19 protein-coding genes and 1 tRNA gene are annotated in these 19,105 nt (G+C 68.1%); 10 read left to right on the top strand and 10 right to left on the bottom strand.

Going from position 1 to position 19,105, the window contains the following annotated elements:
* Position 1: 1 nt before the first annotated feature.
* Positions 2 to 1,264, bottom strand: coding sequence for an isocitrate dehydrogenase (NADP(+)) (gene icd / locus GRS48_RS03860; protein ID WP_159483731.1), 1,263 nt, complete (start codon positions 1,262 to 1,264; stop codon positions 2 to 4).
* A gap of 82 nt (positions 1,265 to 1,346) precedes the next feature.
* Positions 1,347 to 2,264, bottom strand: a complete 918-nt coding sequence (locus tag GRS48_RS03865; RefSeq protein WP_321168280.1) for a glycosyltransferase — start codon at positions 2,262 to 2,264, stop codon at positions 1,347 to 1,349.
* A 90-nt stretch (positions 2,265 to 2,354) separates the two neighbouring features.
* Here GRS48_RS03865 and GRS48_RS03870 point away from each other — a divergent pair, with 90 nt between their 5' ends.
* The 5 genes from GRS48_RS03870 to GRS48_RS03890 all read left to right on the top strand — a co-directional run bounded on the left by GRS48_RS03870 (position 2,355) and on the right by GRS48_RS03890 (position 7,374).
* The gene (locus GRS48_RS03870; RefSeq protein ID WP_159483733.1) at positions 2,355 to 3,242 is read left to right on the top strand and encodes an isoaspartyl peptidase/L-asparaginase; all 888 of its coding nucleotides are present in this window, start codon (positions 2,355 to 2,357) and stop codon (positions 3,240 to 3,242) included.
* Between the two features lie 559 nt (positions 3,243 to 3,801).
* Positions 3,802 to 4,797 carry a 2-phospho-L-lactate transferase gene (gene cofD / locus GRS48_RS03875; protein ID WP_159483735.1) on the top strand — a complete coding sequence of 332 codons (996 nt, stop codon included), beginning with the start codon at positions 3,802 to 3,804 and terminating at the stop codon, positions 4,795 to 4,797.
* Positions 4,794 to 5,696, top strand: coding sequence for a tRNA-dihydrouridine synthase (locus GRS48_RS03880; protein WP_321168281.1), 903 nt, complete (start codon positions 4,794 to 4,796; stop codon positions 5,694 to 5,696). Before cofD ends, GRS48_RS03880 begins: the two co-directional genes overlap by 4 nt.
* Positions 5,693 to 6,715: a triphosphoribosyl-dephospho-CoA synthase gene (locus tag GRS48_RS03885; RefSeq protein WP_159483737.1), complete on the top strand. Its 1,023-nt coding sequence runs from the start codon at positions 5,693 to 5,695 to the stop codon at positions 6,713 to 6,715. Before GRS48_RS03880 ends, GRS48_RS03885 begins: the two co-directional genes overlap by 4 nt.
* The gene (locus tag GRS48_RS03890; protein WP_321168282.1) at positions 6,712 to 7,374 is read left to right on the top strand and encodes a DUF447 domain-containing protein; all 663 of its coding nucleotides are present in this window, start codon (positions 6,712 to 6,714) and stop codon (positions 7,372 to 7,374) included. The genes GRS48_RS03885 and GRS48_RS03890 overlap by 4 nt, the downstream gene beginning before the upstream one ends.
* Positions 7,375 to 7,427: 53 nt before the next feature.
* On the opposite strand, the gene GRS48_RS03895 is transcribed toward GRS48_RS03890, so the two are convergent.
* Positions 7,428 to 8,648, bottom strand: a complete 1,221-nt coding sequence (locus tag GRS48_RS03895; protein ID WP_159483739.1) for a phosphoglycerate kinase — start codon at positions 8,646 to 8,648, stop codon at positions 7,428 to 7,430.
* A gap of 91 nt (positions 8,649 to 8,739) precedes the next feature.
* Positions 8,740 to 9,792 (bottom strand): type I glyceraldehyde-3-phosphate dehydrogenase, encoded by a 1,053-nt coding sequence (gene gap, locus GRS48_RS03900; RefSeq protein ID WP_159483741.1) that lies wholly within the window; start codon positions 9,790 to 9,792, stop codon positions 8,740 to 8,742.
* Positions 9,793 to 9,964: 172 nt separating this feature from the next.
* On the opposite strand from gap, the gene GRS48_RS03905 reads away from it, so the two are divergent.
* Positions 9,965 to 10,342, top strand: a complete 378-nt coding sequence (locus GRS48_RS03905; protein ID WP_159483743.1) for an Hsp20/alpha crystallin family protein — start codon at positions 9,965 to 9,967, stop codon at positions 10,340 to 10,342.
* 39 nt (positions 10,343 to 10,381) lie between these two features.
* On the opposite strand, the gene GRS48_RS03910 is transcribed toward GRS48_RS03905, so the two are convergent.
* Positions 10,382 to 11,299, bottom strand: a complete 918-nt coding sequence (locus GRS48_RS03910; protein ID WP_159483745.1) for a RimK family alpha-L-glutamate ligase — start codon at positions 11,297 to 11,299, stop codon at positions 10,382 to 10,384.
* A gap of 192 nt (positions 11,300 to 11,491) precedes the next feature.
* Here GRS48_RS03910 and GRS48_RS03915 point away from each other — a divergent pair, with 192 nt between their 5' ends.
* Both GRS48_RS03915 and GRS48_RS03920 read left to right on the top strand, forming a co-directional pair.
* On the top strand, positions 11,492 to 12,631 hold the full coding sequence (locus GRS48_RS03915) for an extracellular solute-binding protein (protein WP_159483747.1): 1,140 nt from the start codon (positions 11,492 to 11,494) through the stop codon (positions 12,629 to 12,631).
* A gap of 110 nt (positions 12,632 to 12,741) precedes the next feature.
* Complete coding sequence (locus GRS48_RS03920; RefSeq protein WP_321168283.1) at positions 12,742 to 14,313, top strand: iron ABC transporter permease; 1,572 nt, start codon at positions 12,742 to 12,744, stop codon at positions 14,311 to 14,313.
* 53 nt (positions 14,314 to 14,366) lie between these two features.
* Here the strand turns inward: GRS48_RS03920 and GRS48_RS03925 are convergent, their stop codons facing one another.
* The 5 genes from GRS48_RS03925 to GRS48_RS03945 form a co-directional block, all read right to left on the bottom strand.
* A complete protein-coding gene (locus GRS48_RS03925; protein ID WP_159483749.1) occupies positions 14,367 to 14,882 on the bottom strand; it encodes a Tfx family DNA-binding protein in 516 nt (171 codons plus the stop codon).
* Positions 14,883 to 15,155: 273 nt separating this feature from the next.
* A complete protein-coding gene (locus GRS48_RS03930) occupies positions 15,156 to 15,611 on the bottom strand; it encodes a TRAM domain-containing protein (RefSeq protein WP_159483751.1) in 456 nt (151 codons plus the stop codon).
* A 71-nt stretch (positions 15,612 to 15,682) separates the two neighbouring features.
* Complete coding sequence (locus GRS48_RS03935; RefSeq protein WP_159483753.1) at positions 15,683 to 16,030, bottom strand: hypothetical protein; 348 nt, start codon at positions 16,028 to 16,030, stop codon at positions 15,683 to 15,685.
* 64 nt (positions 16,031 to 16,094) lie between these two features.
* A complete protein-coding gene (locus tag GRS48_RS03940) occupies positions 16,095 to 16,547 on the bottom strand; it encodes an RNA-binding domain-containing protein (protein WP_321168284.1) in 453 nt (150 codons plus the stop codon).
* Entirely contained in the window at positions 16,544 to 17,122 is a 579-nt protein-coding gene (locus tag GRS48_RS03945) for an AAA family ATPase (RefSeq protein WP_159483755.1), read from the bottom strand. The genes GRS48_RS03940 and GRS48_RS03945 overlap by 4 nt, the downstream gene beginning before the upstream one ends.
* A gap of 97 nt (positions 17,123 to 17,219) precedes the next feature.
* Here GRS48_RS03945 and GRS48_RS03950 point away from each other — a divergent pair.
* Positions 17,220 to 17,294 (top strand) — tRNA-Arg (locus tag GRS48_RS03950).
* 207 nt (positions 17,295 to 17,501) lie between these two features.
* The gene (locus tag GRS48_RS03955; protein ID WP_159483757.1) at positions 17,502 to 18,773 is read left to right on the top strand and encodes a hypothetical protein; all 1,272 of its coding nucleotides are present in this window, start codon (positions 17,502 to 17,504) and stop codon (positions 18,771 to 18,773) included.
* Positions 18,774 to 19,105: the final 332 nt, after the last annotated feature.

Genomic DNA, 19,105 nt, shown 5'->3' on the forward strand with positions numbered 1-19,105 from the left:
CTTACGCGAGCTTCTCGATGTTCTCGACGACGGCGTCGGCGAACTCGGAGGTCGCGAGCTTCTCGCCGCCCTCGATCTGACGGTGGAGGTCGTAGGTGACGTGTCCGGAGGAGATGGTCTCCTCGACGGCGTCGCGGACGAGGTCGGCGGCGTCCTTCCAGCCGAGGTAGTCGAGCATCTCGCGGCCCGAGAGGATCATCGCGGTGGGGTTCACCTTGTCCTGGCCGGCGTACTTGGGCGCGGAGCCGTGGACGGGCTCGGCGAGACAGCGGCCGTGTCCTCGGTTGATGCCGGGCGCGATCCCGAGCCCGCCGATCTGCGCGCCGGCGGCGTCGGACATGTAGTCGCCGTTGAGGTTCATCGTCGCGATGACGGAGTAGTCCTCCGTCCGGGTGAGCAGCTGCTGGAGCATGTTGTCGGCGATGCGGTCCTTCACGACGAGCGTGCCCTCAGGCTGCTCGCCGTCGTGCTCCTCCCAGAGCGCGTCCTCGGTGATGACGTCGTCGTCGTACTCCTCCTCGACGAGTTCGTAGCCCCAGTCGCGGAACGCGCCCTCGGTGAACTTCATGATGTTCCCCTTGTGGACGAGGGTGACGGAGTCGCGGCCGTTCGCGAGGGCGTAGTCGATCGCCTCGCGGATGAGCCGCTTCGAGCCGAACTCGGAGATGGGCTTGACGCCGATGCCGACGGGGCCGTCGTGAATGACGTCGGCGATCTCCATGTCGTCTTCGAGGAAGTCACGGACCTGCTCGACCTCGTCGGTGCCGGCCTCCCACTCGACGCCGGCGTACACGTCCTCGGTGTTCTCCCGGAACGTGATCATGTCCATCTTCTCCGGTTCCTTGACGGGCGACGGGACGCCGTCGATGTGGTAGGTCGGCCGAACGTTCGCGTACATGTCGAGCGTCTTTCGGAGCGCGACGTTGAGCGAGCGGAACCCGGCACCGACGGGCGTCGTCAGCGGGCCCTTGATCGCGACGCGGTGGGCGCGGATCGCGGAGACGGTGTCCTCGGGGAGGTTCTCGCCGTACTTGTCGCGGGCGGCCTCGCCGGCGTAGACGCGCATCCACGCGATGGAACGGCCGGTCGCCTCGGCGGCCGCGTCGAGCACCTTCTGGGCGGCGGGTCCGACGTCGGTGCCGATACCGTCGCCGTGGATGATCGGGATGATCGGGTTCGACGGGACGTCCAGCTCGCCGGTCTCCTCGTCGGCGACCTGGATCGCCTCGCCCTCCTCCGGAACTTCGACTTTGTCGTAGCTCATGAACGTTCGTGGCTTCTCACACCGACCTAAAGTGCCTGCCGCTTTCCGACCACGGCGAGTCCTGCCGCTTACGCCGAATCACTCACGATCGCTCCGGCTCCACCGTCACGTCGCGCTTCCCGGTCCAGCGATATCGCCGGCCGCCCCAGACGAACGTCCGTCGGGCGAACGCGTACGCCATCAGCGCGGGCATGACGAGGGCTGCAGGACCCGCGAGCAGGAACGTGGGTCGGCGAAGGCCGGCCCAGGCGTACGTCGCCGCCGACAGCACGGTCACGACCGAAAGCGTCGGGAGCGGCGCGACGAGCAGGAGCGCCGACAGCACGACCGCGAGCACGACGTTGCCTGCGGTCGCCCATGGTGCGTGGTACCGCGTGATCCACAGGAACCGGACGAACCGCTCCAGCGACGCCCGAGCCGAGCCCCCCGCCGGGACCCGTCGCGTCCGGTCGACGGCCGTCACGTCGAGGTGGTCGGTCAGCGTGCCGTCGTCGCTGACGCTGCGGCGGAGGTCGGCGAGGAACGCGGCCTCGTCGAGGTCGTCGCGCTCGAAGACGACGGCCCCGCCCCACGCGATCCCGGCGAGCGACACCGCGAGGGTGCCGCCGATCAGGTACGCGGGCTCCAACAGGACCCCGAGCGGGTCGCGCCCGAGGAACACCGGGAGCTCCGTCGTCGGGCCCTGCCGGTCGTAGTCGGCGTTGAGCGCGGCGAGCCAGCCCGGCGGGTGGCGGAAGTCGTCGTCGGTCCAGACGATCCGGTCGGCCGCGGCCGCCTCCATGCCGGCGGCGATGGCGTTGGCCTTCCCGGAACAGCCCGTCGGCTCGCCCGCGAGAACGATCCGGACGCCGTCCGGCGTCTCGTCCCGGCGGTCGGCGACGGGGTCGGCGGCCGTGTCCGCGATCACGAGGAGCTCGTCGTCGGGCCCGAGGTCCGTCGCGACCTCCGTGCAGGCGTCGGTCCAGCGGACGGTCGGGAGCAGCACGGAGGTCGGAGGCACGGCGAAACGGTTCGGGCCCCGGTCGCATAAAAACCGGCGGCGACGGGCGCTTCCCCGAGGCTTAAGACGACCCCCGTCGGGACGGTCCGTATGCGCGTGATAGTCCACGGCGGCGCGGGCGGCGCTCCGGACGAGCCGGAACCGAGACAGGCGGTCCTCGACGAGGCGGCCGCGGCGGGGACGGACGGAACGAGCCCGCTCGACGCCGTCGAGCGGGCGGTGGGGGTGCTCGAGACGAGCCCGCGGTTCAACGCGGGCGTCGGCGGCGCGGTCCAGTCGGACGGCGTCGTCCGCACGGACGCGGGCGTGATGACGTCGGACCGGGCGATCGGCGCGGCCTGCTCGATGCCGGGCGTCGAGCACGCGGTGAGCGTCGCCCGCGTGGTGCATTCGGAGACGCCCCACATCTTCGTCTCGGGCGAGCACGCGGTGTCGCTCGCGGACGAGTTCGGGGTCGACACCGACGTCGACCTCCTGACCGACGAGAAGCGCGAGCGGTACGAGGCGGAGGACCCGCCGCGGGGCGGCCCGCGCGAGCACCTCGCGTGGCTCGAGACGCGGTTCGGCTCCGGCGACGATCAGGCTGGCAAGTCGGACGCGCCCGACCACGACACCGTCGGCGCGGTCGCGTCGGACGGCGAGGCGTTCGCGGCCGCCACCTCGACCGGCGGGCGGTCGTTCGCGCTCGCGGGCCGCGTCGGCGACGTGCCGCAGGTCGGATCGGGCTTCTTCTGCACCGAGGCGGGCGGCGCGAGCGCCACGGGCGCGGGCGAGGACATCGCGCGCGTGACGCTCACGGAGCGGGCCGTCTCGCACCTCGAGGACGGGCTCGACGCGGCGGCGGCCGCGGACCGGGCGATGGCGGAGTTCGAGGAGCTGACGGGGTCGGGCGCGGGCGTCATCGTGCTCGACGCGGACGGCGCGGGGAGCGCGTTCAACACGGAGCTGATGCAGACGAGCGTCGCCGTCGACGAGTGACAGGGTCGCCCTCGGCTGGGCGTTTATAAGCGGTTCGCGGTAGGGTGTTTATCAGCAGATCGCGGTGGGGAGTTTATAAGCGGAATTCGGTGGGTGCTTATAAACGGAGTTCGGTGGATCGTTTATAAGTGGGGCTCGGAGCTGCGTTTATAAACGAAGCGTGGCGGGTGACTCGGTCCGGTGCGGGCGTTGGAGGGCGAACCGGGCGACGCGCTCTCGGCGGCGTCTGAGTGGCCACGGCACCGCGACCGCACCTCACGCCTCCCCAGCCTCGCCCCGCGGCCGCTTATAAGCGGCCGCGAGGCTCCCTCGCGCGCCGTTCGGGCCCAGCGGGCCCGAACGGGTGCGCGCCGACCGCGGGTCGACGGCACACTTCGGACGCGCGGACTCCTGTCGTCGCTGTCGCCGTCGCTGTCGCGGTCACTGTTGCCGTCGCTGTCGCGGTCACTGTTGCCGTCGCCGTCGTGTCACCGTCGTCGGCTCCTGATGAGTACACGCTCGAACGACGGCTCGCGTCGCGGAGCCGAGGATACAAATCGGGGGCCCGCCTTTCGCCGGTATGGTAACCTTCCTCGCCGGCGGCACGGGGACGCCGAAGCTCCTCGAGGGTGCGGCCGGCCCGTTCGAGCCGACCGACGTCACCGTCGTCGCCAACACGGGCGACGACGTCGAGCTCGGCGGCCACCTGGTCTGTCCGGACCTCGACACGGTGCTGTTCGCGGGCGGCGACGTGCTCGACCGCGAGCGCTGGTGGGGGATCGACGGCGACACGACGGCGACGCACGCGGAGCTGATGCGGCTCGCGGACGCGGCCGGCCTCGCGGGCGGCCCCCGCTACCTCGACGCCGACGCGCAGACGGCGGGGCGTGAGATCGCCCGCTGGCGGCGCTTCTCGGGCGTCGCGGAGTTCATGGAGATCGGCGACCGCGACCGCGCGGTCCACCTCACGCGGACGAGCCTGCTTGACGAGGGCGAGACGCTCACCGCGGTCACGCGGACGCTCACCGACGCGTTCGGCCTCGACGTGGCGCTCCTCCCGATGTCGGACGACCCCGTCGCGACGCTGATCCACACGGCGGCCGGCGAGACGATCCACTTCCAGGAGTACTGGGTCGCGCGGCGCGCGGAGCCGACGGTCGCGGACGTCGAGTTCCGCGGCGCGGACGCCGCGACCCCGACCGACGCCGTCCGCGACGCGCTCGCCGACCCCGTCGTGATCGGCCCGTCGAACCCCGTGACGAGCATCGGCCCGCTCCTCGCGGTGCCGGGGATCGAGGCGGCGCTCGCGAGGACGCCGGTCGTCGCCGTCTCCCCGTTCGTCGGCGACGAGGTGTTCTCGGGGCCCGCCGCGGCGCTGATGGCCGGCGTCGGCCACGAGCCCTCGACCGCGGGCGTCGCCGACGCGTACCCGTTCGCGGACGCGTTCGTCCTCGACGACGCGGACCCGACCGCCCTCGACCGGCACGTCGAGCGGACCGACACGCGGATCGACGACGCGGACGACGCCGAACGCGTCGCCCGCGCCTGCAAACGGGCGCTGGAGGCGGTCGCGTGAGCCCGCGACCGTCCTCCCGGGACGCGTCGTCACCTCGAGACGCGTCGTCACCCCACGACGCGTCGTCGGGCGAAGCCACGGCATCCCACCGCGGACCGTGGCCGGCGGACGGGCCGTTCCTCGTCGCCGCCAGCCTCAGCGGCGAGGCGAACGCGGCGTGGGCGCGGGCGGCGAGCACGCACGTCGACGTCGCGGTCCTCGGCGGGATCGCGCTCGACCCGGCCAGCCGCGCGGCCGCGCGGGACCTCGTCGCCCGCGAGCGGTCGGAGTTCCTCCCCGCCTCGCCGCCGGCGTTCATCGACCGCCAGCTCCAGGCGCTCGCGGACGCGCCGGTCCGGGCGGGCGTCAACGTCCGGAGCGCCACTCTCGACCCGATCCGGGAGGCCGCCGCGGTGTGTGCCGCACACGACGCGATCTGCGAGGTCAACGCGCACTGCCGGCAGCCCGAGCTGTGTGCGGTCGGCTGCGGTGAGTCGCTGCTGCGGGACGCCGACCGGCTCGCGGACGCGGTCGCCGCCGCGGTCGACGCGGGCGCGACGACGGGCGTGAAGGTCCGCGCGGAGGTGCCCGGCGTCGATCTCGTCGCGGTCGCGGACGCGGTCGCGGCGGCGGGGGCCGACTGGTTCCACGTCGACGCGATGGACTCGGAGCCCGTCGTCGCCGACCTCGCGGCCGCGCGGGCGACCGCCGACTGGGACCTGACGCTCGTCGCCAACAACGGGGTCCGGGACCGGGCGACCGTCGCCGAATACGCCGCCCACGGCGCGGACGCCGTGAGCGTCGGACGGCCGACCGGGGCGACCGCCGATCCCCGAGTCCTCCCGCGGGTCGCCGACGCGGTCGCGGCGTGGCGCGACGGTCGGCCGTCCCCGCCGCCGACCGCGGGTGATCGCGAATGACGGGTGGGTCCGACGACGGAGCCGAGGGAGCCGAGCGAGCAGACGGAGCCGAGCGAGCCGAGGAAGCCGAGGACCGGCCGCAGCCCGCTCGCTCCCCGGTCGACGACGCGACGCTCGCGCTGCTGTTGGAGGTCGCGGGGACGCCGAAGCCGGGCAACGTCGACCGCCGTCGCGACCTCGCGGACCTCCGGTTCGAGTCGTTCCTCGGCGGGGCGGTCGGCGCGCGCGACGGGCTGGCGCGCGCGGCCCGTGGCGGGGCCGTCGGCGACGCGTTCGAGCGGGCGGTCACCGGGATGGCCGACCGCGCGGGGACGAACACGCAGTTCGGGTGCCTGCTCCTCCTGACGCCGCTGGTCCGGGCGACCGCCGCGGGCGACCTCTCTCCGGGCGGCGTCGACCGCGTGGCCCGGGCGACGACCGTCGACGACGCGGTCGCCTTCTACCGGGCGTTCGAACGCGTCGACGTCGCGGTCGGCGACCCGCCCGCCGACGCCGCCGCCCTCGACGTCCGCCGCGGGGGCGACGCCGAGCCCACGCTCCGCGAGCGCGACCTCGACCTTCGGGACGTGCTCGCGCTGTCTGCGAGCCCCTCGGCCGACGCGACGGGAGCGGAGCCGACGGAGGGGAAAGGGGGAGCCGACGGAGCCGCCGCGGCGGACGCGGTCCCGGACCGGAACGCCCAGGAGTGGATCGACGGGTTCCCGCGGACGTTCCGCGCGGCCCGGTGGATCGCCGGCGACGAGGGGCCGGTCGCGGACCGCGCGGCCCGGGCGTTCCTCAGGCAGCTCGCTCGCGAGCCCGACACGCTCGTCGCGACGGCCCGCGGTCCGGACGTCGCCCGCGAGGCCAGCCGCCGGGCCGCGGCCCTCGTCGACGACGGCGGACGCGTCGATCTCGCGGCCGCCGAGGACCTCGCGGAGGCGTTCGTCGCGGAGGGAATAAACCCCGGAACGACCGCCGACCTGACCTGCGCCGCGCTGTACGTCGCGCTGCGCCGCGGCGTGGAGGTGCGGTCGTGAGCGACGACGCCGAGGAGTCGGCGGCGTGGCCCGTCGAGCTGTGCGGCGTCACCGAGTCGGTGGTCGCGACGCTCGGTCCGAACGGGCTGTGGAACGCCGCGGCGCTCGGCCTGCACGCGCCCGCGAATCCGGGGGACCCCGTCACCGCGCGGACGTACGGGCGGACCCGGACCTGGCGGAACTTCGAGGAGCGCGGCGGCGGGGTCGTCCAGTTCACGTCGGACCCCCGCGAGTTCGTCGACGCCGCGTTGACGGTCCGCGAGTCGCCGGAGCGGATCCTGCCGAACGCGGACGCCTGGGTTGAGGTGACCGTCGAGGCGGTCGGCGCGGAGACCGCCGGCGACACCACGATCCGGACGTGGGAGCTGACGCCGGTCGCGGCCGGGACGATCGCCGAGCGCGTCCCGACGATCAACCGCGGCTTCGGGGCGACGATCGACGCCACCGTGGCTGCCTCCCGGCTCGACGTTCCGGGGTTCGAGACGGACGCCCTGCTCGACCGGCTCGGCTACTTCGCGGACGTCGTCGAGCGCTGCGGCGGTCCGCGCGAGCGCGAGGCGTTCGCGCGGATCGACGACGCGACGGGATGGCGCGACCGCGCCGCGAAGCGGCGAAGGGGAGACGAGGAAGGCAACATGAGCAGCGGAACCGGGACGTAGGGGGAGAAGCCGAGAGAGCGCCGGAGAGCGCCGAGAGAGGGTCGGAGACCGGGCTACGCCTCCGCGCTCGCCTCGAGCAGCTCGACGGCCGGTAGCGGCTCGCCGGTGAGCGCGCGGATGTACGCGCCGCCGGCGATGGAGACGTGCGAGAAGTCGGCCTCGTCCAGCCCGTACATCTCGATCGCTCGGGAGGTGTCGCCGCCGCCGACGACCGAAAAGCAGTCGGTGTCGGCGATCGCTTCGAGCACGCCGACGGTCCCGACCGAGAAGCGCTCGTCCTCGAAGACGCCGAGCGCCCCCTTCACGAACACCGCGTCGGACTCGCGGATCAGGGGGTCGTACGCCTCGACGGTCCCGGTGCCGACGTCGAGGTACGCGACCGTCTTCTCGTCGATGTCCGCGACCCGGTGTTCGGCGCGGTCGCCGTCGGCGTCCTCGTAGGCGAGGTCGGTCGCGAGGTGGACCTCGTCGGCACGGGCCGCCAAGATCTCCTCGACGACCTCGTGGTTCGCCGCCCACTGCTCGTCGAACAGGTCCATCCCCTCGAGGTCACGGCCGACGGGGTGTCCCGCCGCGCGCAAGAAGAGCTCCCCGGCGACGCCGCCGAGCAGGAAGCGGTCGACCGTCCCCTCCAACGCGTCCATCACGCCGATCACGTCGGTCGCCTTCGTCCCGCCGACGACCATCGTGACGGGACCGTCGAACTCCTTGCGGGCGATGGCGGTGTTCGCCTCGTACTCCGACTGCATCACGCGGCCGGCGTACGCGGGGAGAACGAGGGGGAAGCCGACCAGCGAGGCGTGCTTCCGATGGGCGGCGGAGTAGGCGTCGTTGACGTACGCGTCGAACAGCGGCGCGAGCGTTCGCACGAACTCCGTGTCGGCCTTCTCCTCGGGCGACGCCTCGGGCAGTTCGTCCCCGCACATCCGGGTGTTCTCCAACAGGAGCACCTCGCCGGCGGCGAGCGCCTCGATGGCCGCGACGGCCTCGTCGCCGTAGGTGTCGGCGACGAAGCCGACGTCGCGTCCGATGTGGTCGGCGAGGATCGCGGCGTGGCCCGACAGCGACGTGAAGTCGCCGCCGCCCGGGCGGCCCTGGTGGGCCAGACACGCGACGCGGTGGCCCGCCTCCGCAAGCTCGCGGACGGTCCGGGCGTGGCGTTCGAAGCGGCGGTTGTCCTGCGGCTCGCCGTCCTCGATCGGCGAGTTGAGGTCGAGTCGTACGAGCACGGTGGCGTCGTCGGGCAGGTCGTCGAGGGTTCTGAAGGTGGACATGGGTGTCGGGTCGGGTCGGCGGTATGTATCTCTGGGGGATCCGCGGTGGGCGGTGGTGGTCGTGGTCGGTGGTCGTCGACCGCGGGGACGCTTACGACTCGTCGGTGACGTACGCCGCCGTGTCGAGCATCCGGTTCGAGAAGCCGTACTCGTTGTCGTACCACGTGAGGACCTTCAGGAGCGTCCCGTCGCCGACGACGTTCGTCGACTGGAGGTCGACGTAGCTGGAGAACGGGAGGCCGACGATGTCGCTGGAGACGACCTCGTCGTCGGTGTAGCCCAGAACGCCCGCGAGCGGCCCCGAGTCGGCGGCGTCACGGAACGCGTCGTTGACGGCCTCGGCGGTGACGGGCTCGTCGAGCGCGACGACGAACTCCGTGATCGAGCCGTTCGGGACGGGGACGCGGATCGCCATTCCGTCGATCTTCCCCTCGAGCTGGGGGAGGATCTCGGTCGCCGCGCCGGCCGCGCCGGTGGACGTCGGGACGATGTTCTCGGCGGCGGCGCGCCCGCGTCGGGTCTTCGCCTTGGGGCCGTCGATGAGCGTCTGTGAGCCGGTGTACGCGTGGACGGTCGTCAGGGTGCCGGCCTCGATGCCGAACTCCTCGTCGAGCACCTGCGCGACGGGCGTGATGGAGTTCGTCGTACAGGAGGCGTTCGAGACGACGTCCTCGCCGTCGTACTCCTCGTGGTTGACGCCGTACACGAGCTGTTTGACGGGCGCTTCCCCCTTCGGGGGCGCGGAGATGACGACCTTCCCCGCGCCGCCCTCGAGGTGACCGCTCGCCTCCTCCTTCGTACGGAACACGCCGGTACACTCGAGCACGACGTCGACGTCGAGGTCCCCCCATGGGAGGTCCGCGGGGTCCTGGACGTTGAACAGCGACACCGAGGTGTCGCCGATCACGAGCGACTCGTCGTCGAGCTCGACGCCGTCGAGCCGACCCATGACGGTGTCGTACTTCGCGAGGTACGCCATGTCCTCGAAGTCCATCACGTCGTTGATGCCGACGAGCTCGATGCGTGGGTCCTCGAGGACCGCGCGGAACACGTTCCGCCCGATGCGACCGAAGCCGTTCAGGCCGATGCGCACCACGTCGTCGTCCGCCACGTCGTCCGCGGCGCCGAGATACGATTTACTCATATACGAATAAGTGGGGCGCAGCTACTTAAATTCGACCGAGTCGCGCTCGGGCGGGGATGGGGGCGGTCTCGACGCTCGTCGCGCATCCGTGTTTCAGTCGCGCTGGCGTCGGATAACGGCGAATACGTGCGTGGACAGAAGGCTTATCGGGACCACGGTCTTCACGTGGGGTATGGACAGAGACGACCGTGACGATCCGTTCGGGGACTTCTTCGAGGAGATCGAACGGATGATGAACGAGATGGCCGGCGCGAGCGCCGGCGTCGAGGACGCCGGCTTCGGATCGGAGACGCACGTGGACGCGTACACGACCGACGAGCGCGTCCGACTCGTCGCGGACCTCCCCGCCGTCTCGAAGGAGCAGCTCTCCCTCCAGTGTGACGGGGAGTCGATCACCATCTCCGCGGCGTCCGACCGGCGGGAGTACGACGAGACCGTCGACCTCCCCGTCCCGGTCGACGAGCACTCCGGCAGCGCGACGTTCAACAACGGCGTGCTCGAGGTCGAGTTCGACCGCGACGACGACTCCGCCTCCATCGACGTCGTCTAAGGGCCGTCGAGACGCCCGTTCGACGCCTCTCCCGGTGCCCTATTCCTGCGTCGAAACGCGCTCGATCAGCCCCGCGAGCCGGTCGTAGAAACCCGGCTCGTACTTCGTCGCCGCGTCCACCGTCGGGCGGGCGTTCGTCTCGTTGACGAGGAGCCGACCGTCGGTCGCGAGCAGGTCCACCCCGAGGTAGTCGATCCCGAGCGTCGCGGCGGTCCGCTCCGCGAGTTCGCGCGCGTCGTCGTCGAGGTCGACACCGCGTGCGTCCGCGCCGCGGTGGACGTTGTGCTTCCAGCGCCCCGCGGTGAGGGCGCCCGCGGGCAGCTCGCGCCGGACCGCGCCCGCGTACGTCCCGTCGACGACCATCGCGCGGTAGTCGCGCGCGTCCGGGAGGAACTCCTGGATCAGGTACGACTTGTCCCCCGTCGCGCGGTAGTCGTGGGCGAGGTTCAGGTAGTCGACGATCCCGAACAGCGAGTCGAGGTCGGCCGCCTTCGCCACGCCGATCCCCCGCGTCGCGGAGTTGGGCTTGACGACGACCGGAAACGAGAAATCGGCGACCGCGTCGGCGACGACGTCGTCGTCGACCGGGTTCGAGACCATCGTCGTCCGGGGGACGGGGAGGTCCGCCCGGTCGAGCGCGGCGATCACGCCCGCCTTGTTCCGCGAGGTCACCACGGCGTCGCGACCGTTCACCCACGGGATCGACAGCCGCGCGTCGATCGCGCCGCCCTCCATGAGCCGCGAGGGGTAGACGAAGCCGACGTCGAACCGGTCGTCCGTGCCGTCCGCGCCGTGTGCGACCGCACCGTCCGCACCGCCCGTGCCTGTCACGCCGCCGGAGACGCGGATCGCCCGCTCTTTCGCGCGGAGGTGTTCGACCGCGATCCCGCGCTCGGCGAGCGGCGCACGGATCCGGTCGAGGGTCTCCGCGTCGGTCGTCACGGCGAGTCGGAGCATGCCCGTCGTTCCGTTCGGCGACGACTTAAACCCGTCACGGACGGCCGAGCTCCGGGGACGGAGGCCCCTGGAAGCGTGGTTCCACGGTTCGTCGTTCGAAACCTTCTTCAGCCCCGTGGGCACAGAATTCATCGAGTTTTTGGCCAACCTAAACCGGAACCCTTATTACTTTTAGGTCGGCCTAAAATAACCATGGGAGACGATCCGACCAGCCGATCCGCGCCGCTCACGAGCCGCCGTCGGTTTCTCGGGCTCGCGGGGGCGACCGGGAGCGTCGCGGTCGCCGGGTGTACCGGGATCCTCGGTGGCGGGGACGACGGCGATCCGTTCGACGACTACGGTCCGCAGGGCGCGGCGCTCGAGTCCTCGGCGGTCTCCTGGGACGACCTCGGGGACCTCGAAGGGGAACTGACGGTGTACTCCGGGCGCACCCGCGACCAGATCGATCCGCTGTTCGAGGCGATCGAGGACGCGTACGACGACTTCACGATCAACCGCGACTACGACGACAACTCCGCACAGCTCAACAAGATCAACGAGGAGGGCGAAGGGAGCCCCGCCGACGTGTTCTACACGCAGTCGTCCGGGGCGCTCGCGTCGCTCAAGCGGGACGGGCTCGTCCGAACCCTTCCCGAGGACGTCATCGGGGCGGTCGACGACAACTACAGCGACCCTGACGGGACGTGGACCGGCGCGTCCGGGCGCGTCCGTGCGGTTCTGTACAACACCGACCGTTGGGAGGAGGACCTCCCGGACGACGTCTTCGCGTACGCCGAGGAGGAACGGTTCTGCGACGTCATCTCGACCCGGCCGAACTCCGGGACGTTCCGGTCGTTCATCGTCGCGATGATCGAACTGGAGGGCGAGGACGCGGCCCGTGAGTGGATCCGCGCGATGGTCGAGGACCAGAACGCCACGCTGTACTCCGGCGGCTCCCAACAGGCCGAGGAGGTGAACGCGGGCAACCAGGCGGTCGGGCTCGGCAACCAGTACTACGCCGGCCGCATCGTGGAGAACGACCCGGACGCCTCCATCGACATCGCGTTCACCGACAACGACGCGGGCTGTCTGTTCAACGTCTCCGGGGTCGGGATCCTCAAGGCGGCCGACCGGCCGAACCTCGCCGCGGAGTTCACCCGCCACGTCCTCGCCGCCCAGGGCCAGGAGTTCTTCGTCGAGGTCAACGGCGAGTACCCGGTGCTCGACGGCGTCGACTACGTCGGCGACCTCCCGACGCTCGATGAGATCAACCCGCCGGCGTTCGACCTCAACGCCCTCGCCGACGTCGAGCGGGCGGTCGACCTGCTCCGTGACGAAGGGATGACGGTCTGACGCGCCGAACGCCCCGTCCGTCCCGTCCCGGACCGTATCCGCCCCTCACCGCGTCGACCCCCTATCAGAAGCCGTAAATCCCGCGGGGAAGAACCATCGTAGCGACACTCGTGTTCGAGACCGTTCGGCGTGACGACGACGGAGGGCGATCCGCCCTCGGGCTGCTGCTCTTGAGCGGCGTCATCGCGACGCTCGTCACCTCGCCGCTGCTCTGGCTGTTCCTCCGGGCCGGACAGGTCGACCCCGCGCGCGCGGCCTCGCTCGTCTTCTCGGCACGCACCGCCGAGATCCTCGCCAACAGCGTCGGGCTGATGGTCGGCGTGACCGTCCTCTCGGTCGCCATCGGCGTTCCCCTCGCGGTGCTCACGACGGGGACCGACCTCCCGTACGGCCGCTTCTGGACGGTCGTCGCCGCGCTGCCGCTCGTGATCCCGAGCTACATCGGGGCGTTCGCGTTCGTCAGGACGTTCGGGAGCGGCGGCGAGGTGAGCGAGGCCGTCGGCCTCCCCCTTCCGGCGATCGACGGCTTCCCCGGCGCGGTCCTCGTCATCACGCTGTACACGTACCCGTACGTCTACCTGTCGACGCGGGCGGCCCTGCTCTCGCTCGACATGGAGATCGTCGAGGCCGCTCGGAGCCTCAACGTCCCGCCGATCGAGGCGTACCGGCGGGTGGTGATCCCGCAGATCCGCCCCGCGGTCGCCGCGGGCGCGCTGCTCGTCGCGCTGTACGCCGTCTCCGACTTCGGGACGCCCGCGTTCATGCGCGTGAGCGTCTTTACCTACGAGATCTACGTCGAGTACGGCGCGTTCAACGTTCAGTACGCCGCGCTCCTCTCGATGCAGCTGCTCGCGGTCACCGCCGTCATCCTTCTGATCGAGGCGCGGATCGGCGGCGACAGCGACTCGGCCGGCGGGGGTCGGACCGCCCGGATCCGCCTCGGGCGCTGGAAGTGGGTCGCGATGACCGCGATCGGGGGGATCGGCGTCATCACGCTGGTCTTGCCCGTCGCCATCTTCGGCGTCTGGGCGCTCCGCGGCCCGGAGGGGAGCGTCCCGTCGCTCGCCTTCCAGCCCGGCATCGCGTTGAACTCCGTCTACCTCGCGACGATGGCGGCGGCGGTCGCCTGCCTGTTGGCGATCCCCGTCGCGTACCACTCGGCGCGGTACGACTCGCCGCTCTCCCGGCTGTTCGAACGCGCCACGTACGTCGGCTTCGCCGTCCCCGGCGTGGTCATCGGGCTCGCGCTGGTCTTTTTCGGCGCGAACTACGCGCCGTGGATCTACCGCACCGTCCCGCTGTTGGTGTTCGCGTACGTCGTCCGCTTCCTCCCGCAGGTCGTCGGCACGACTCGCTCGGCCGTGTTGCAGGTCGACGACCGGCTCGTCGAGGCCGCCCGCACGCTGAACGCCGGCCCGGTCGAGACGTTCCGGAAGGTGACGCTGCCGCTCATCCTGCCGGGCGTCGTCGCCGGCGGCGTCCTCGTCTTCCTCACCACGATGAAGGAGCTGCCGGCGACGCTCATGCTCCAGCCGATCGGGGTCGACACGCTCGTGACGATCATCTGGGCCGCCCACGAGACGCTCTACTACCAGTACGCGGCGGTGCCGGCGCTCATCCTCGTGGTGATATCCGGCGTCTCGATGGTCGTGCTCCTCAGACAGGAGTCGGGGCTCGGGTGACGCGGCGTGCCGGGCGTGTCGGCGCGTGCCCGTCGCTCACGCCGGGGAGGACGTCATGGCCTGCGGACCCGCAGGGCCCCGTCGTTCGCGACGGTGACGAAGAGGCGGCTCCGTACCTCCCGCCCGTGGACGGCGTCGCCGGCGCGGTCGCCGATCGTCTTCATGAGGCTCGGGGCGGTCTGGCTCACCTTCACGCCCGCCTCGTCGCAGGCGTCGTACACCTGTTGGGGGGCGTCGTAGAGGTCCGTCCCGGAGGCGATCTCGACGCGGACCGGTGCCGACAGCGCCTCCGCGAACGCGATCGTCTCCTTCGCGCGCTCGACGTTGTCGCGCGCGCTCGACTCGACGCTGGAGACGTTCGCGCGTGAGGTGCCGAGCCGGTCGGCGATGTCGGCCTGTCGGAGCCCCTGTTCGCGGAGCGCGAGCACCTCCGCCTGCCTGCGCGTGAGGACGCTCGCGTCGGCGTCGAACCCCGCCCGATCCAACAGCGCCGCGGCGTCGACGTCGGCATCAACCCCCTCGCTCCCGGAGGTTCCGCCGTCGGTGACGTGCCCGTCGTGTGCGACCATACGACCAGAAGGGGACGTGACGTGAAAAGCGACCGGGGCGGTGCGTGACAAGCGACCGGGGCGGTGCGTGACAAGCGACCAGGGCGGTGCGTGACAAACGACCGGGGCGGTGCGTGACAAGCGACCGGGGCGACGAATCCGCCGTCACCGCTCGTCGGCGGCGGAACACGTACGCACACGCCGCCCCCGGGCGGTCGATGCGATCGACCCGATCGGGCGGCTGAAGAACCGTCCCGGTGAGTGGACTGTCCGAACGGGGGAGCCCCCGTTACCTCACTTGCCCCAGAAGTTCTCGCGGCTGCCCAGTCGCTCGCGGTCAGGCCGGGTAGGTCGGCGGCGCTCGTCGTCGGACTCGCCGTCCTCGCCCTCTTCGCCGTCCTCGCCCTCTTCGTCCTCGGGGAGCCGCTCGACGACCCGCTTTGCGGTCGCGTGGTTCGACTTCACCCGATGGATCGCGACGCGGGCGCGAGCCGGCGGGAGCAGCCCGTCGACGAGCACGATGAAGCCGTCCTCGGTCCGCCCCACGCCCGCTCCGCTCTCGTGCATGTCGTCGACCTCGACCACGACCTCCTCGCCGGGCTGGACCGGCTGCTGTTTGAGCTCGTAGATCGGCATGTCGTAGTGGTTACACCACTCGGCACCGCCTTTGTTCCCGTAGTGTTGACACCCCATCCCCTGGATCCGTTCGTCGAAACTGGGGCATTCGTCGGCGAGTGGACAGTCCGCCATGGCCGTCGATAACGGGGGGTCGCTCTAAACGTTTCCGACTGTGACGCCGAAAAACGGGGGCGTCGAGCGGATCAGAGGAATTCCCGGACCTCGGAGTACCACATGTCGTGATGGTCGACCGCGCCCACGCCGTCGGCGACGTCGACGGCCAGCGCGTGCCAGCACCGCGCCGTCGGGTCCTCGGGATCGAGGTTGTACGTCGCGTCCGCACAGTCACACCGTCCGTCCTCGACGACGTATTCGTCCTCGTGACCGACGACGACGGTGAAGTCCCGGTAGCGCTTGACTCGCTCCTCGGCGACCGCCTCGATGGCGCGGGACCCGCGGTCGCCGTGTTCGTCGACGATGGCGGCGGCGATCGGGCCGGTCAGCTCGCCGGTCGCGGAGAGCGCCGCCTCCCAGTCGTCGACCGGTTCCATGCGAGGCCGTTCACGGGCAGCCGCCTAAACGGCGTCGGTCACGTCGACCGATCGGCGACGGCAGTCAGTAGTCCTCCGGGTCGGGCTCGTACCGGTCGCCGTACTCCCGGACGGGGTCGACCGGTCGCCCGTCGTCGGTCTCGGGAGCCACGTAGTCGATGAGCGCCTCGACGTCCGGCTCGCGGACGCGGACGTCGACGAAGACGTCGCCGAGCTCGTCGGGGTTCCCCACCGCGAAGTTGACCACGCCCTCGAAGGCGGCCTGCTTTTTCAGCGAGAACGAGAAGCCGTCCGCCGTGGACCGCCGCCTGAACACGCGCCGGGCGGTGTCGAGGATCTCCTGTTCGTGGAGCACGTCGGAGAACGCGTCGAGCGTGTGCGTCTCGGCGACGAGCCGGCCGTCCTCGTGGACCGGATCGGTCTCCGGGAACACGTTGCGGATCGCGTCGGCGACGCGGTCGGTCACCTCGGTGTCGTTCACCGGGGCCTCGATCCGGACGTCGATGCTGTAGATCACGGGCGATCACCTCCGATCTCCTCGACCTCCTCGACGCCGAGCACCTCGCGGATCCGGGTCCGGAACGCCTCGAGGGTGCCCGTGTTGTCGACCTCGACGTCCGCGCGCTCGAGCGTTTCGCCGAGCCCGAGCGCGATCTCGCGTTCGTCCCGCTCGCGGAGCGCCTCGAGGCTCGCGTCCGAGGCGTCGCGGCCGCGGTCGTCGAGCCGCTCGGCGCGGAGCTCGAACGGGGCGTGGACCGCGACGAGGGTGAAGTCGTCGCCGAACGCCTCCCGGAAGCGCTCCAGTTCGACCGTCGAGCGGAGCCCGTCGACGAGCACTGCGTCGCCGTCGCCGTCCGCGGCCGCCTCGCGGATCAGCGGGAGCGTCCGGGCCGCGATGGCGTCGTCGCCCTCCTCCTCGCGCAGCGTGCCCGCCATCCGTCCGTGGTGCTCCGCCGGATCCAACCCGCGCCGCCGACACTCCTCGCGGACGACGTCGCCCATGACGACGACGGGGACGCCCGCCGCCGCGGCCACGTTCGCCGCCTCCCCCTTGCCGCTGCCGGGAAGCCCGACGGTTCCGTACACGTTCATTACCCGCCCTACCGGTGTGGCGGACTTAGGTCTGCTGTTGGACGGCGCGCCCCGAATCACGACCGTTTTTAAGCGGCGACGCTGACTGTCGACGCGAGGGCGCGTAGCTCAGCCAGGATAGAGCGTCGGACTTCTAATCCGATGGTCGTGGGTTCGAATCCCATCGCGCTCGTGCTACAAATTATACTCGATTTTAATTATCTAGACGACCATATTTGGCCGCTGATTATGCATTGAACATGTTCTGAAACCATTTATTTAATTTAGATACGTTTATTCAAAGTTGATGATTAGTAGTATCTATCTACTATTGTCTAACATCAGAAAGTCATAATTTAATCGAAGAATCTATAATGTTGTTCAATCAAATAAGTCTCAAATGCCGACACACACTTACAAGATTGATGAAGTGTTTGGTATGGCTAGGGGTATACCTGAGAATTATGTTCGTAGAGAGTATGTAGATAATGAATTAGAGAAAACACTCCATAGGAACAAACATGTTGTGATATATGGGGGCTCAAAACAGGGTAAAACCTGCCTTCGAAAGTCGTGTATTACTGAAGATAGTCAAATAGTTGTTCAGTGTAATAATAGATGGGATTTGGAAGATATTCACTCTGCAATCTTGAAGAAGTCTGGGTTTAAAATAACTAAATCTGAAAAGAGATCTATTTCTGGATCTCAAAAAATTACTGCAAAGATACGTTCTGGCCTATTAAGTGGCGGATCTGAAACTACAATATCCGGGCAAAAAGAAGTTCTTGAAGAAGGTTTAGAGCTTGATCCAGAAGACGTGAATGACGTTATTGACGCTTTAGATACGATCAGTTTCTCCAAGAAGATCGTACTCGAGGATTTTCATTATTTACCGGAAGATACGCAAGAAGATTTCTCTGTCGCACTAAAGGCATTTCACGAAACCTCTGATCTTAATTTTGTTATTGTTGGTGTTTGGTTAGAAGAAAACAAACTTATCGTTAAAAATGGAGATTTGACTGGCCGTGTTATTTCGGTGAATGCGGATAAGTGGACTTCTAATGATTTGGAAGATGTAATTAAGAAAGGTGCTGATTTATTGGATATTGAGTTCGATGCGAAATTCAAGAAAGAATTGATTAAAAATTGCCATGATAGCGTTTTCATCGTTCAGGAAGCTTGCCAAGAGGCCTGTCTTGAAGAAAATATACTTGACAGTAGTGGTCCTACAACAGTAGTCGGTACTGATCTAGATGCTAACGAAATAATCGCAGAGATTATTGATTCTCAGAAAGCAAGGTACGAATCCTTTATTCGAAACTTCTCTGATGGTTTCCAATCGACAGAATTAGAGATGTACAAATGGCTCCTATACCCTATCCTAACTGCGGACTCATCGGAGCTGGAAGAGGGACTTATTTATGGTGATATGAGGAAAAAGATCGAATCACAACATCCAGAGGGTACCAGTTTGAATCCTGGTAATCTGACCCAGTCTTTGCAGTCTACAGGCTCCCTTCAGGCAGATTTAGGGATAAAACCGTTTATTCTTGATTATGACAAAAGAAATAGTAAACTTTCTGTAGTTGATCGAGGATTTCTCATTTGGTCACAGACCGAAGATGAGGCTTCTCTCCTAGAGTACGCTGGGTTGGATACACAAATAGACTAGGCAAATTTGTTGGATTCAAACAACCTCTCCCACTGGAGAATTAACACTGGATATCTGTTAGCTTTGTACCGGTGTGATTCCAAGAAGTATATTAACATATAAAATACACATTCAAATCTCATTAATCGTTGCTATATATACTCTCTTTTTGACGAGATTCTAGTAAATAATATTTAATAAAGCCTGAATTAAATAGGTAACGTATTATCAGGAACAGTACTCCGATTTGATGTCTTGAATTTGATCGACTCCTCTGCTCTGTCTGATAGCACTCCTAAATATAATTTCCGGGCTACAACTGGTCAAGTAGTATAACTCATTATGTTCGGGTA

It is taken from the genome of Halorubrum sp. JWXQ-INN 858 (assembly GCF_009806985.1).
Classification (GTDB): domain Archaea; phylum Halobacteriota; class Halobacteria; order Halobacteriales; family Haloferacaceae; genus Halorubrum.